Annotated in this window: 15 protein-coding genes; 8 read left to right on the forward strand and 7 right to left on the reverse strand. The window is 31.9% G+C overall.

The window, feature by feature from the left end; genetic code table 11:
• Both H526_RS0108970 and H526_RS31725 read right to left on the reverse strand, forming a co-directional pair.
• A partial coding sequence (locus H526_RS0108970; protein ID WP_027392696.1) for a hypothetical protein occupies window positions 1-357 on the reverse strand: 357 nt, incomplete at its 3' end.
• A 344-nt stretch (window positions 358-701) separates the two neighbouring features.
• Complete coding sequence (locus H526_RS31725) at window positions 702-860, reverse strand: hypothetical protein (protein WP_155839646.1); 159 nt, start codon at window positions 858-860, stop codon at window positions 702-704.
• 228 nt (window positions 861-1,088) lie between these two features.
• On the opposite strand from H526_RS31725, the gene H526_RS0108980 reads away from it, so the two are divergent.
• The 8 genes from H526_RS0108980 (at window position 1,089) to H526_RS0109015 (ending at window position 7,447) form a co-directional block, all read left to right on the forward strand.
• Window positions 1,089-1,703, forward strand: coding sequence for a hypothetical protein (locus H526_RS0108980; RefSeq protein WP_027392697.1), 615 nt, complete (start codon window positions 1,089-1,091; stop codon window positions 1,701-1,703).
• A gap of 367 nt (window positions 1,704-2,070) precedes the next feature.
• Window positions 2,071-2,805 carry a hypothetical protein gene (locus H526_RS0108985; RefSeq protein ID WP_211237834.1) on the forward strand — a complete coding sequence of 245 codons (735 nt, stop codon included), beginning with the start codon at window positions 2,071-2,073 and terminating at the stop codon, window positions 2,803-2,805.
• A gap of 74 nt (window positions 2,806-2,879) precedes the next feature.
• The gene (locus H526_RS0108990) at window positions 2,880-3,809 is read left to right on the forward strand and encodes a fibronectin type III domain-containing protein (RefSeq protein WP_027392699.1); all 930 of its coding nucleotides are present in this window, start codon (window positions 2,880-2,882) and stop codon (window positions 3,807-3,809) included.
• Between the two features lie 4 nt (window positions 3,810-3,813).
• The gene (locus H526_RS0108995; protein WP_027392700.1) at window positions 3,814-4,284 is read left to right on the forward strand and encodes a hypothetical protein; all 471 of its coding nucleotides are present in this window, start codon (window positions 3,814-3,816) and stop codon (window positions 4,282-4,284) included.
• Window positions 4,281-5,552 carry a hypothetical protein gene (locus tag H526_RS0109000; protein WP_027392701.1) on the forward strand — a complete coding sequence of 424 codons (1,272 nt, stop codon included), beginning with the start codon at window positions 4,281-4,283 and terminating at the stop codon, window positions 5,550-5,552. Before H526_RS0108995 ends, H526_RS0109000 begins: the two co-directional genes overlap by 4 nt.
• Entirely contained in the window at window positions 5,540-5,857 is a 318-nt protein-coding gene (locus H526_RS0109005) for a hypothetical protein (RefSeq protein WP_027392702.1), read from the forward strand. The genes H526_RS0109000 and H526_RS0109005 overlap by 13 nt, the downstream gene beginning before the upstream one ends.
• On the forward strand, window positions 5,850-6,314 hold the full coding sequence (locus H526_RS0109010; RefSeq protein WP_027392703.1) for a prepilin-type N-terminal cleavage/methylation domain-containing protein: 465 nt from the start codon (window positions 5,850-5,852) through the stop codon (window positions 6,312-6,314). Before H526_RS0109005 ends, H526_RS0109010 begins: the two co-directional genes overlap by 8 nt.
• A gap of 2 nt (window positions 6,315-6,316) precedes the next feature.
• Window positions 6,317-7,447, forward strand: coding sequence for a type II secretion system F family protein (locus H526_RS0109015; RefSeq protein WP_027392704.1), 1,131 nt, complete (start codon window positions 6,317-6,319; stop codon window positions 7,445-7,447).
• A gap of 15 nt (window positions 7,448-7,462) precedes the next feature.
• On the opposite strand, the gene H526_RS0109020 is transcribed toward H526_RS0109015, so the two are convergent.
• From H526_RS0109020 to H526_RS0109045, 5 genes are all read right to left on the reverse strand, one after another.
• Window positions 7,463-7,915, reverse strand: coding sequence for a hypothetical protein (locus H526_RS0109020; RefSeq protein WP_027392705.1), 453 nt, complete (start codon window positions 7,913-7,915; stop codon window positions 7,463-7,465).
• A 675-nt stretch (window positions 7,916-8,590) separates the two neighbouring features.
• The gene (locus H526_RS0109025) at window positions 8,591-9,493 is read right to left on the reverse strand and encodes an aldo/keto reductase (RefSeq protein WP_035085067.1); all 903 of its coding nucleotides are present in this window, start codon (window positions 9,491-9,493) and stop codon (window positions 8,591-8,593) included.
• A 24-nt stretch (window positions 9,494-9,517) separates the two neighbouring features.
• Complete coding sequence (locus H526_RS28725) at window positions 9,518-12,421, reverse strand: serine hydrolase domain-containing protein (protein WP_245591201.1); 2,904 nt, start codon at window positions 12,419-12,421, stop codon at window positions 9,518-9,520.
• 113 nt (window positions 12,422-12,534) lie between these two features.
• The gene (locus H526_RS0109035; protein ID WP_027392707.1) at window positions 12,535-13,020 is read right to left on the reverse strand and encodes an ABC transporter ATPase; all 486 of its coding nucleotides are present in this window, start codon (window positions 13,018-13,020) and stop codon (window positions 12,535-12,537) included.
• Window positions 13,021-13,141: 121 nt separating this feature from the next.
• Window positions 13,142-13,933 (reverse strand): (Fe-S)-binding protein, encoded by a 792-nt coding sequence (locus H526_RS0109045; RefSeq protein WP_027392708.1) that lies wholly within the window; start codon window positions 13,931-13,933, stop codon window positions 13,142-13,144.
• Window positions 13,934-13,976: the final 43 nt, after the last annotated feature.

The raw sequence follows: 13,976 nt of genomic DNA on the forward strand, positions 1-13,976 counted from the left end.
TACAATTCTTATTTTAAATTCTTGTTCTGCAACCTCAATCATTTTTCTGTAAGTTTCGGCCAATAATCGAGCTTCTTGTAGTTCCCTCTTTAATTGAGATACAGATTCGTTTTTGTTGTCTGAAGTTTTATTTGATTGATTTGCCATTACTGGTAAAGATACTATACTTGGGTTTGTATAATCATATCCTTTGTCTTTTAACCAGCTTGTTAATGTTCCGTGACCCAGATTATATTTATCTTCAATTGTTTTTCGCTTTAAAGTTCCTGTTAAAAATTCGTTGCAAACGAAATCTTTAAACTCTTCACTATACCTATTTTGCCATTTTGTTGTTGATGTTTTTGAATATCTTTCCATATTTTCACACTTTTTGTGTAAACCTATTTCAGGACAAGACAATGGCAGCGTATAAGTAAGCGATAAGAATAAGGAAATATAGTAACAAAAGCCACAATCTATTTTTGTAATAGGTTGTGGCTGTCTATTTTTGCGGAGTATGCTTTTTTGGTTTTAGTACTCCCTCGTCGCTTCAACACCCCCGCTCACGCTAGTTTGTAACTAGTGGCGGTAAAGATTGGCAGCGTATGAGTAAGCGATAACACAACAGCTATAAGCTTGATGATTTATAGCTGTTGTGTTCCATATCGTAAAGCAACTTTTTATTTCGAACTAATAACAGTAGAAAGAAAGAATAAATAAATCTAACCACCTATAGCCGATCTGCGATCGATCATACCATCTTCGATATTTTTTCTCCATTTGGCTAGATCATCAGTAGCAGTTCCTCCTTTTATTTTTCGTGTAGCGCCAATTTCCATTTGATACTTCTTATATACAGTAATACTATTTATTTTTCCCATAATTATTATTTATATATTGAATTCTTCTAAATTTACTAAAAATAATTAGCCCAATCAGCTTTATACATCATCTAATCAGTAAGCTATTCCTAGTTATATCTTTACATTCATTAAAACAATTGCTTTCCATCAATAAGTATCGCCTGTTTAAAAAAAAACCAAAAGTATACAGTAACATTCCATCTCATTATGACACTTATATCTATAACAAAAAACGAAAATATAAAAATGAAATATACGACTCACCTACTCTTACTACTATTTGCTTTTTCTACGGTACAGTTGCAAGCACAAAAAACTAAAGCAATTCTTACTTTTAAGGACGGAACAGTTTTAGAGGGATTAGGAAAAATAAAAAGTTTTGGCAAAGTAAAATTCAGAAAAGCTAGAAAAGAAAAGGCTATAAAATACAGTTTTGAAGAACTAGAAAAAGTAAAAATCTATGAAGGTGGTGAAATAAATACATATGTATATCGACCAGTAAAAGAAAGTGAATTCTCAAAAGTTTTACAACTTATAGAAAAGGGGAAAGTTACGCTCTACAGAATACATAGCGAAGGGTACGTTGCAAATGCAAATATGGGTACAGGTGGTTTTGGCGGTGCGGGTGTAGGTTTTGGCGCGGGTAATTATTATTCTATTAATAACTATTATGTACAAAGAGGTAATGAAGAAGAAGTTACCCATTTAGGATCTAATCAACTATTCAGTAAGAACTTTAAAAAAGCGGCATCTGCCTATTTTGAAGATTGTGCTTCGTTAGTAGAAAAAATACAAAATAAAGAGTTTAAAAAAAGACATATCAGAGAAGTGGTTGAGTATTATAATAATGATTGTAATTGAAACGAAGCTAAAGGTTAGAAAAAGGCATACTTCGGGCCTAGAGTACCCGACAACGAAAACCCGACCTCAGTCATCAAACATCAAACACCCGACATCAAACACCCGACATCAAACATCCGACATCCGACACCTGACATCAAACATCCGACATCAAACACCCGACATCAAACATCCGACACCTGACTCTTGACACCCAACCAAAAAAAATACCAAAATCGTGGTAACAAATCTCTTCTAACCGACACTATACTATAAGAAACCATAAGTAGGTGCATAACAGTCATAATAATCAGCAGCTCATTAGTTTAATTTGCTGGCTTCTATTATCTTTGGCGGCTCATTTTGTGGTAGATACAAAACATAATTTATGCAGTTTAAAAAATATTTTTTAGTAGTATGTAGCTTTACATGTTTCCTTGGCTGTCGTAGTATATCGGTCAACAAATCAGCAATGCATACAGCAACTACAACACCAGTAGCTTTAGGGGTTATTGGTATACACGAAAATCATATGCTCAATACCGATTTTCAGGTAACTACCATACCAACCTATAAAAAAGGAATTCGTATGGGGATTACTCCTACCACTTTTGATAAAACTACATTTAAAGCATATATAAATTCATCACCTAATAATCCGCAACAAATTACCTATATAGATTCTCTAGATACCAAACCACAATTTCTAAAAATAGAATTGATTGATTGGGTATCGATTATTTCGGAACTAGAACAAGGATACAATCAGCAAACCATTGAATACCTAAAACGACAACAAGATGCAGAAATGATATCTTCTGTTTCGATGTCGGTATCTCCACAAATCATTAAAGAAATTCAATCCGCAGAGGCTGTATTTTTAGTAAATAAAAATTACAAGCAATATGAATTATCATTAGTAACAGACGGAAAAAACTATAAAACCATAGATTTTTCAGATACCACCATATTCGGCTATCGATTGTCTTATTTCTGTTGGGGAGAAAATGATAAAAGAAGAGTTTCTCTTTTTGACATCGTCGATGAAAATGACAGTTGCCCAAAAAACACTTATAAAAATGCTGAAAAAGCAAAAGAAAAAATAAATTATTTAAAATTATAAAAGCAACTACAGAATACTAGTTGGAGTTGCATTTTCTTATCACGACTTAAGAAAATAAGCAAGAAATGATTCCTATGAAAAAACAATTCTTATATATAACCATCTTCCTACTTACCTTATTTAGTTGCGAAGAAATTCTGTTTGAAGAAGATATTACAGATGACCTAGTCTCTATCATTGCTCCTTCTGATGGATCGCAAGTAGAAAACACGTCCGTTTCTTTTAGTTGGAATGCTGTCGATCAAGCTACATCCTATAGACTTCAGATAGCACGGCCCACCTTCGAAAATGCCTCACAAATTGTAGAAGACACTACCGTTACACTTACGAACTTTAGTACGACATTAGTAAAAAATGATTATCAATGGAGGGTACGTGCTCAGAACTCTGGATCAGAAACTATATATACTACAGCTAGTTTTAGTATTATCGAAAGTGAGGATTTTTCTGCTAGAGAAGTACTGTTATCATCCCCAGAAGACAATGCGATTGTTAATAATACAGCTGTTACATTACAATGGCAATCTGTTACTGACGCTACTGCTTATAGAATTCAATTATTAGACGAAAGTGATCAAGTTATTGATGAAAATACCAGCACAAATAATTCTATCCAACTCACATTTCCTGAAGGCGTAACTACTTGGCAAGTTCGTGCGGAGAATGATACGCAAAATACCTTGTATTTTAGTAGGACTCTTACTGTAGATAGTATGAATCCGCTAAAACCAATTGCCACTACACCTGCAAATCAAGCAATACTAACAGATGCCATGGTTTCTTTTTCTTGGACTAGAGAAGCTGTAGAAGGAAGTACCGAATTTGACAGTATATATGTTTATCATAATGATCAATTAACAGATCTAGTTACAAAAGACCGTGTAACTTCTCCTGCAGATATTACTTTAGATACTGGAGAAACTTATTATTGGTTTATAAAAGCTTTTGATGAAGCTGGTAATCAAAGTGAAGCTAGCGACACCTTTAGTTTTACCATAAATTAATACGATGTTAAAAGGAAAAAAAGGATTATATATATTATTACCATTAGTAGTCTTTATCTGGGGTGCTATTATTTTTCAGGTGGTAGATGCCTTTTCTGATGAAGATCCTGTAATGTCTACTATTACTAATGTTTCTTTTGCTACAATAAAAACTAAGGAACGAGAAAAATTCTCTATTAGTGATGTGGATAGAGATCCGTTTTTAGGAACTATATATCGTCCTAAAAAAACGACTCCTAAAAGCATCAAACCAAAAAGTAAAAAACAAGAAACGATTTGGCCTTCGATTCGTTATAAAGGCTTGGTTTCTGCTCAAAATAATTCTTCTGCAATATTTTTAGTAGAAATTAACGGAACTGATCAATTAATGAAAATCAAAGATTCTTTTTCCGAGGTGCAACTTGTAAAAGGTTCTTCTAGCGCAATAAAGCTAAAATATAAAGGCAGCACTAAGCAATTTCAGATTTTGAATTGAAGATAGTATATAAAATAAAAGCACAAGCCATGCAGTTTGCATTGCTAATCTCAGTTATTATTGCGATACTACTCAGCACTTTCTTATTACTTACTCATGTTCAGTCGTTTTTTAGAATTAAATCTAAAGAAATAATAGAGGCTTCTGATATAGCAAATAATCAAATATTCGGATCCTTACTAGCTACTACAGCATCAAAAGATACTACTAATAGTTCGATAGACACAAAAACCATAAAACTAGCTACCAATTATCATGGTGCCTGGACAAAAACATTTTCTGAAGTTGCTGTAAAGGAAAGTAAGATCCGTAAAATCGCTTTTACTGGAGCTGCTTTAGCTCTAAAAACACCAAATTTATATCTTGCTAATAAAAATGCTCCTTTGGTGGTTGTAGGTAATACAAGACTAGAAGGCAACAGCTATCTTCCGGAGCAAGGCATTAAAGCTGGTAATATATCAGGTAATTATTATCAAGGTAGCAGTCTATACTATGGTAGTGTTATAGAAAGTAAGGCAACAATTCCTGAATTAGATAATCAATGGATTTCCTATATAGAATCTATTATTAAAGGAGGTTATATTGATGAAGCACTTACAATTCCTATTGCTAAAGAGGTAAAAAACTCATTTTATGATACCGCAAAAATTATTTATACAAATGAATCAATAGTTCTTGGGAACGAAAAAATATCTGGGAACGTTGTTATACAATCATCATCAAAAATTACAATTACTTCTGCTTCTCAATTAACCGATGTGGTGGTTATTGCACCAATAATAATTGTTGAAGATTATGTAAAGGGTAGATTTCAGCTTATTGCTAGCAAAAAAATTGAAATTGGAAAAAGTTGTCATCTATTTTACCCTTCGTCTGCTACACTTTTAGATAAAAAAAATATCTCTAAATCAAATACAGGAAATACATCACAAAACAGAAATCCAGATTTTAGCATAGATAAAAATACTGTTATCCAAGGTTCTGTAGTGTATTTAAAAAACAAGTCAGCTACTAAAAACCGTATAAAAACGAACTTAAACATAGCAATTGGAACAGAGATCATTGGAGAAATATATTGCCAAGGGAATATTGAATTTATGGGAACTATAAAAGGTTCATTATATACACAACAATTCATTGCTAATCAATCAGGGTCCGTATATATGAATCATTTGTATAATGGTAAAATCCTTGTGAACCCTATTCCTAAATATGCTGGATTACCTTTTAAGAATGTAAAAAAAAATATAGCGACATGGTTATATTAAAAAAAATACGTGCTGCTACATTAATCGAAACGCTAACAGCTTCGGTACTGATCATAATCGTATTTATGATCGCCAGCTTAAGTTTTAATAACATTTTTACAAATCATATCAAAAGAGATCAAGGTGCAATAGAAAACAGAGTAAAAGAACTAGAATATCTTGTAATTCATGCTAAGCTGAAGACACCATATGCTGAAGATTTTGATTCTTGGGAAATTGAAATCATTACTAAAAACGACCGCAATATCATTATGTATAATAATGGTAATATCAGTCATGAAAAACAACTAAGTATACATGAATAATGTTTCTCATAGAATAAAAGCGTTTACGCTGACCGAGATGATGGTGGTAATAGTAATTTCTGCTATAGTTGTTGGTTTAGCATTTACAATTCTTGGTATTGTCCAAAAAAACATGAGAGGTATCGAGGCTAATTATAATCACCAATCTCAAATACAATCTTTAGAGGTTGCTTTGACGATAGATTTTAATAGATATCCAAAACTACAGTGGAACCCAAAAGACAATACTTTACTGTGCTCTTCTCCGAATGAAGAAAAAATCTATAATTTCAATTCTGATAGTATCTCTACTAGTATTAATTCATTTATATTAAAAACCAAAGCTATAAAATATTATTTCGAAGGTAAAGAAGTAACCTCCGGAACTATTGATGCTATCAAACTCACCTTTGATAACACTACCGATTTACATCGTATTTTTGTTTATAAACATAATGATCCGACAATCTATTTCTGAATATGGGAATCAAAATTGAAAATACTAAAAAAACTAAGCAAGAGAATACTTCTTTTGATATTTCAGAAATCCTAACAAAAGAAATCACCTTGTTCGGAAATGCTTTTAATAGCAAAAAAAAGGAACAGTGGTATGCGGAACTTAGTGTTTTATTAAAATCTGGAATTGATTTAAAAAGCGGTTTAGAACTTTTATCTGAAACACAGAAAAAAGAAAAAGATCAAAAGTTAATGAACAGCATGTTATTAAAATTAATCGATGGTAATGCTTTTTCTGAAATTCTAAAAGCAGATAAAAATTTTACTGATTACGAGTATTATGCAGTTAGAATTGGTGAACAAACGGGTCAATTAGCCCAGATCACACTAGAACTCAGTGAATTTTATAAAAGAAAAAATGATCTAAAGAGAGAAATCGTTTCTGCACTTACATATCCTATTATAGTATTACTCACTGCTCTAATTGTTATCTTTTTTATGCTACGGTACGTAGTGCCCATGTTTGTGGATATATTTAAGCAAAATAAAGTAGATCTTCCAGATATTACGGAAGCTATTATTAGCTTTTCTAATTTCACAGGAGAACATGGCTTTCTTATTTTAGGATGCATCATTTTAACAATAATAGGTGTTTCTTTAGTGTCCAAAAAGAAATGGTACCGAAAATTTTTAGGGAAGCTACAACTTAAGATTCCTATACTTGGTAATTACTTTAGAAGAATTTACATGGCGCAGTTTACGCAGGCACTTTCTTTATTAACGTATGCTAAAGTTCCTATGGTAGATAGTATCGACTTGGTAAAAAATATGATTAATTTTTATCCACTTCAACAAGGTCTACAAAAAACTAACGAAGCCGTTATTGCTGGAGATAAATTAAGTACTTCATTTGCAAAAAGCTCTATTTTTGATAAAAAATTAATAGCAATGATTCGAGTAGCAGAAGAGACCAATCAAACAGAATTTATATTCCAAAAGCTTAATGAGCAATACAATCAACAGGTAAAACATCAATCACAAGTTATATCCAATGTGCTTAACCCTTTACTTACAATTCTTGTTGGTATTATTGTTGGAGTTATACTTATAGCAATGTATTTACCAATGTTTAGATTAAGTAGTGTTATTGGGTAAATAACATATCATAAATCATCCAGTCATTACCGAAGTTCTGATAGAATACTCATCAATACTAGAGAGATTACTAAGTGAATGAATCTGACTAGAGGTATTACTTATAATATCTTCATAATAAGCCAATGTTCTTGCATCAAAACCAGGTGTATCCTCTGCCGTAATTTTAAAGATATCCATCTGATAAATAAAATTATTTAGGATATGATGACTAGAAGACAACATAGCTTTGTAAATCTTTAATTTTGCATTTTCTAATTTAATTTTCTTAACACGCCTACGCATATCAAAAATTAAAAAGATTGAAAATATGATGAGTGGTAGAATAAATTCGCCAAAATTAAATTTCTCAATACTCGCTAAAAAAGCTAATACCAGTTCGAAAAGATCAAGTTCTAAAAAAATCGATGAAAAATACAGGAATGCGGATATTGCAAATCCGATAATAGTGAGTTTGTAGTTGTTCATTATAGGGGGTAATGAGTTTTAATATTCGCGTGATTTGATATGTTTTCTTTATACATTATGACCAATTTCTAATTATTATGTGAAATAAATCATATTAGGGTCCAATCGTTAAGCCTGCTAAATGTACATAAAAATTTAATACAAAAACAGTTTAGCAATAATTTATTAACAATGCACGCATAGTTATTCACAATTTATAAAGAACCAAAGAATATAAAAAGATTAGAAAACAATAACTTTACTAACATTATTAAACTTTAGCTATGCACTAAAATCTAATTGCGAAGTTTTTAAATACAATAAAGCATTTGGAGCATAGTTGGAAGATAGAATAGATTCTAATATATATATATATAAAGCCACCTCTTATGAAGTAGCTTTTATGTTTTTAAATGTACAAAATCTGACTACGGTACACATACCCCTATGAAACCGTAGCCATTGATTTCTCAGTAATTGTTTGTTTAATTAAGTGCCTACCTTATTTAATAAACCAAACTTTCACTATACATAAGTGTCATTAGAAGGAAATATGTTACCCCACTTTCTTGTATTTTTTTATTTTTTTTGAAAGAAAACTTAACTAGAATCGAAAAACAAATACTATAACTAAGACTAATCTTTTGTTTATTTGACACTTAGAAATATATACTATTAGAATATTTAAATAAAAAATTATGCAACTTCCGTTCCCGTAGAAGCCTCCCATACTCTAAACCACTCTTCATCTGTAATTTCGATGGATAAAGAATTTACTGCAGATTGAATACGAGTAATTTTTGTAGAACCCATTATCGGTAATATTCCAGAAGGATGTTTTAGTAACCAAGCGGTTAATATTTGATCAGCAGGAACTTCATATTTTTGGATTAAAGGATTTATTACTTCGTTAATTCTAACAACTTTTTCATTTGGTTGCTTTGAAAAAAACTTTCCTCCAGCAAGAGTAGAATAAGCCATAGGTTTGATAGCACGTTTTATGCACTGATCTAAAGAACCATCAATAAATGGTGTTAATCGTAATGGTGAAATTTCTATTTGATTGGTTTGTAGAGGAAAAACATCATTCAACATATCAAATTGAGAAGGAGTAAAATTAGAAACTCCGAAATGCAACACTTTACCACTAGATTTTAAGGTTTCAAAAGCTTCTGCAATCTCCAAAGGATTCATTAACGGACTAGGTCTATGAATTAATAGCATATCGATAAAATCTGTTTGTAAATTCACTAGTGATTGCTCTACAGATTCTATAATATACTTTTTGGTAGTTTTATAAGATTTAATTTGATTATCCGGTCGATTAGGAGTTATTAATCGAATGCCACACTTGGTAACCAATTGCATTTGTTCTCTTAATGAACTCTTACCTTTTATAGCATTACCAAACAATGATTCTGTTGTATAATGTCCATAAATATCAGCATGATCAAACGTCGTTACTCCAATCTCTAAACAGTCTTCAATTAATTTCTGTGACTCATCAGTTGTTAGATTTGCACCCCATTCGCCCCAATTCATACATCCAGCAACTATTCTAGAAAACAAAGGTCCCTTTTCTGATATTTTGATGTTCATTTAATTTAAATTTTTAAACCAATATTAATAATTTATTGCTTCATATATTAATCTCTGAATCTCTGATCGAATATCATTAGAAATCAATTTTCGATTCGCAGAATCGGGAAACGTCCGATTACTTAAGAAAACATAAATAATCTCTTCATCAGGATCTGCCCAAGTAAATGTTCCCGTAAAACCACTATGCCCATAGCTGTTCATAGATATACAACCACAGGTAGGTCCAACATCTCCAAGTTGAGGTTTATCAAAACCTACTCCTCTTCTAACCCTCTTATTGCAATATGTACACGTATTAAATTCATCAATTGTTTGACTACTTATAAATTGTTTACCTCCATAATATCCTCCATTAAGATACATCTGCATCATCTTAGCAACATCATTTGCATTAGCAAATAAACCTGCATGCCCGCCAATACCTCCAAACATAGCTGCACCTTGATCATGAACATATCCATGAATTATCTCTTTTCTATAAGCCTGGTCATTTTCTGTAGGTACAATACGTTTCTTATCAAATTTATTTAAAGGCAAATACCCCATATTGCTCGCTCCCATGGCTTTGTAAATATGCTGCTGGGTCAATGCATCTAAATCATTCCCATAATGCCCTTCGATAAAAGATTTCATCAAATAATAAGGTAAATCACTGTATTTATAACTAAGTCTACTTCTTAATTCACTATCCTTAATTCGTAACATCAACGAATCTTTCATATCACTTCGCAGATATAAATTGCCCGTTACCCTAATATTGAAATCATCAGTACGTTTAGTTCTATAATATTTTTTATCTGGCCTAGATGTTACAGTATCTAAAGTCTTTAAATAAAATGGAATCCAAGCTCTTAATCGAGCATAATGAGAGAGCATAGATCTAATTGTAATATCTTTCTTGTTAGATTCCTTAAATGATGGTAACATCTCTCCTACTCGAGTATCTAATGATAAAATCCCTTTATCTTTTAGCTCCATAGTTAAAGGCAAAGTTGAAAGAATTTTTGTCAACGATGCTAGATCATAAATATCAGAACCTTTTACTTTCCTTGATTTAGCATAGGTGTGATATCCATAATTCTTATTGTAGACTACTTTCCCTTTTCTTGCTACAATTAATTGTAGGCCAGGAGTCATATTTTCTCTTATTGCTATATTAACAATAGAATCAATCCTTTCTAGTTTATGAGAATTCATACCAACTGTTTCTGGTATTCCATAAGCTAATCGTTTTAAAGATCTTGTTTCTTGACCTGTTCCTAAAGGAAAATCAACTCCTAGGCTTACCGGAAGTTTTCCTTTTGCCTCAATAGCACCAAATAATAATTGAGCAGCTTTTTGCTGCGCAACAGGACTGTTTTGATAAGCCATTAAGATTCCCTCGAAATTGGTAGTCGTTTGAAGATCCAGCATAGCATAAGGTCTAGAAAAAACACTTAAAACTGTATTATTAAGTCTAGCTATCTCATATAACCAAACTAATTCTTTATCCTTAAACTTATAATCTTTCCAAGGATTGTCATTTGATTTATGCAATCCTACGATTACATAATTATAGTTCCTTAATTGATCTAATATTTCAGGAAGTTGGTTTCCTTTTACCCAATCCACCTTCGTATATTTATTTAGTTCTTCTAAAAACACTTCTCCAGAATCATCTCCCAATGACACATAAGCTACTTTTTTAAGATCTAAGTTTTTAACAGGTAGAATTGCTCTATCATTTTTAACTAACGTAAGTGAATTTTCTACTAGTTTATGATGTAACACTTCATTAGCAGTACTATTAAGCTCTTCAAAAAGATATTCTGTCTTTACAGGTTCATATTTATGAAGACCTGCTTTATATTTAGCGAATAATATTTTTTTAACCGAATGTGCTAAACGTTGTTCTGTGATCTCACCGGAGTAATAAGCAGAAACAATTTTCTGGGATGCTAAGGGAACATCTTCTGAAATTAAAAGAATATCATTACCCGCTTTTAATGCTGCAAGATCAATGTCTCCAGGAGCTTTAAAATCTGATGCACCTTTCATGTTTAAAGCATCAGTAATAACCAACCCTTCAAAACCTAAACTATCTTGTAATATATTCGTGACAACATTTTTTGATATTGAAGAAGGGTATCCGGATCTCGGTTCTAAACTAGGGATATTAAGATGAGCCACCATAACACTAGATAATCCATCAGCTATTAACCTACGATAAGGATATAACTCTATACTATCAATTCTCTTTTGATCAAAATTAATGGTAGGCAAGGTTTTATGAGAATCACTATCTGTATCACCATGTCCTGGAAAATGTTTCGCACTTGCTAAAACACCTTCTTTCTGCATTCCTTTCATAAAAGCTAATGCCTTTTCCGTAACATTATCTTTATCTTCTCCAAAAGAACGATTTCCTATAATTGGATTTTTGGGATTGGTATTCATATCCACAACTGGAGCGAAATTAATATGTACACCTAGTCGTTTACAATGTTTTGCTATTTGTCGTCCCGTTTCTTCTATTAGGTCATTATTCTGAATAGCTCCTAGCGTCATATTCCAAGGAAATGCTTTCGTAGAATCTAATCGCATAGCTAATCCCCATTCTGCATCCATACCGATTAATAACGGTATTTTAGAAATTTCTTGATATTCGTTATTAAGCTTTGCCTGACGTTGCGGTCCTCCCTTAGAAAAAATAATTCCTCCTATATGATATTCTTCTATAAGTTTTTTTATTTTATCCGTTTCTTTCTTTGGTTTAGAAGAGAAAACATCTACCATAAATAACTGTCCGACTTTTTCTTTTAAAGTCATTTTGTTATAAATACTATCTACCCATAACCTTTGAACATCATACTCATCTTTAACAATCAGTGGACGTAATGGTACTTTATTTTCGGCTAACTGCCCTACAAGAGAATCAACCTGAATTCCAACAATAGAATCTTTAATATTTAAAGTACCAGACTCTTGAGAAAGACCTGATAGCGTAAAAACAAAAATTATATAAGAAAAGTATTTAGAAAAAATATATCGCACAAAAACTAATTTAAAAAACGGTTATGCCAACTATCCTTAGCAGGAACTTCCCAATCAGTTTTATACTCAGCAATATTAGTAACCAAATTATTAAACACTATCGTGTTTGGAGAAACAGATCTATTCTTGGCCATTTTTCTAAAATCCGTAAGTGTTTTATACGCAACAAATTCCCCTTGTTTATAGGAAACATTCATTTTATCCATTAAATCAACCTTATAATCTGTTTCTAACTGCTGTATAAAATGGACAGAAGCATCTATAGAACAGCCAGTTGCTTGATTCATATCTTGATCTAATGCAATTGTTATAAATCTTTTATACTTTATATCATACCCTGCCTTTAGATCCGATCCATGTGCAGTCCATTGTGTTATAAAAGTTTCTAATTTATTTTTTATCTCATCTAACTCCTCTAAAGTAAATGATCTATTGGCTTGATAGATCCAAATTCTTGACGTATCCGGGAGTTCTTTAAAATCTACTAACATCCTCTTTCTTTTTATTTTCTAAAATAACAAAAAGTATTCCTAATTGTTGCAACAAAAAAGAGTTAATATGAACAAACATATCAACTCTTTTATTAGTCTGCTTAATCTTTAAAATCTTTTTTTACAAATCTTGAGCATTTGCAATCAGTTCTGCTACATCCATCACATCAATACTATCTTCTTTTTCCTTATTTTTCACGCCATCAGTCATCATTGTATTACAAAATGGACAACCCGCAGCAATAATATCTGGTTTTGTTTCTAAAGCATCTTCCGTTCGCTCAATATTTACATCTTTATTACCTGGTTCTGGTTCCTTAAACATCTGTGCTCCACCAGCTCCACAACATAACCCATTACGTTTACTACGTTTCATTTCTGTAAGTTCTACTTCTAATTTTCTAAGAAGATCTCTTGGGGCTTCATATACATTATTAGCTCTACCTAGATAACAAGGATCGTGAAAAGTAATTCTCTTACCTTTAAACTTACCACCTTCTACTGTTAATCTTCCTTCATCTAAAAGTGATTTAAGGAATTGTGTATGATGCATTACTTCATAATTCCCTCCCAAAGCAGGATATTCATTTTTTAATGTATTGAAACAATGAGGACAGGCGGTAACAACTTTTTTAATCTCGTATGCATTCATTACCTCAATATTGGTAACTGCTTGCATCTGAAACAAAAATTCATTCCCAGATCTTTTAGCTGGATCTCCTGTACAACTTTCTTCGGTTCCCAATACAGCAAAGTCTACTTTAGAACTATGAAGAAGCTTCACAAAGGCTTTTGTGATTTTCTTAGCTCTATCATCAAAACTTCCAGCACATCCTACCCAAAATAATATTTCTGGCATCTTACCTTCAGCCATATACTCTGCCATTGTAGGCACCTTTATTGCTTCACTCATATGTTTATACTATTTATATCCTTGGTTTTTGTTAGAAAAAATC

The organism is Aquimarina latercula DSM 2041, assembly GCF_000430645.1.
Classification (GTDB): Bacteria; Bacteroidota; Bacteroidia; order Flavobacteriales; family Flavobacteriaceae; genus Aquimarina; species Aquimarina latercula.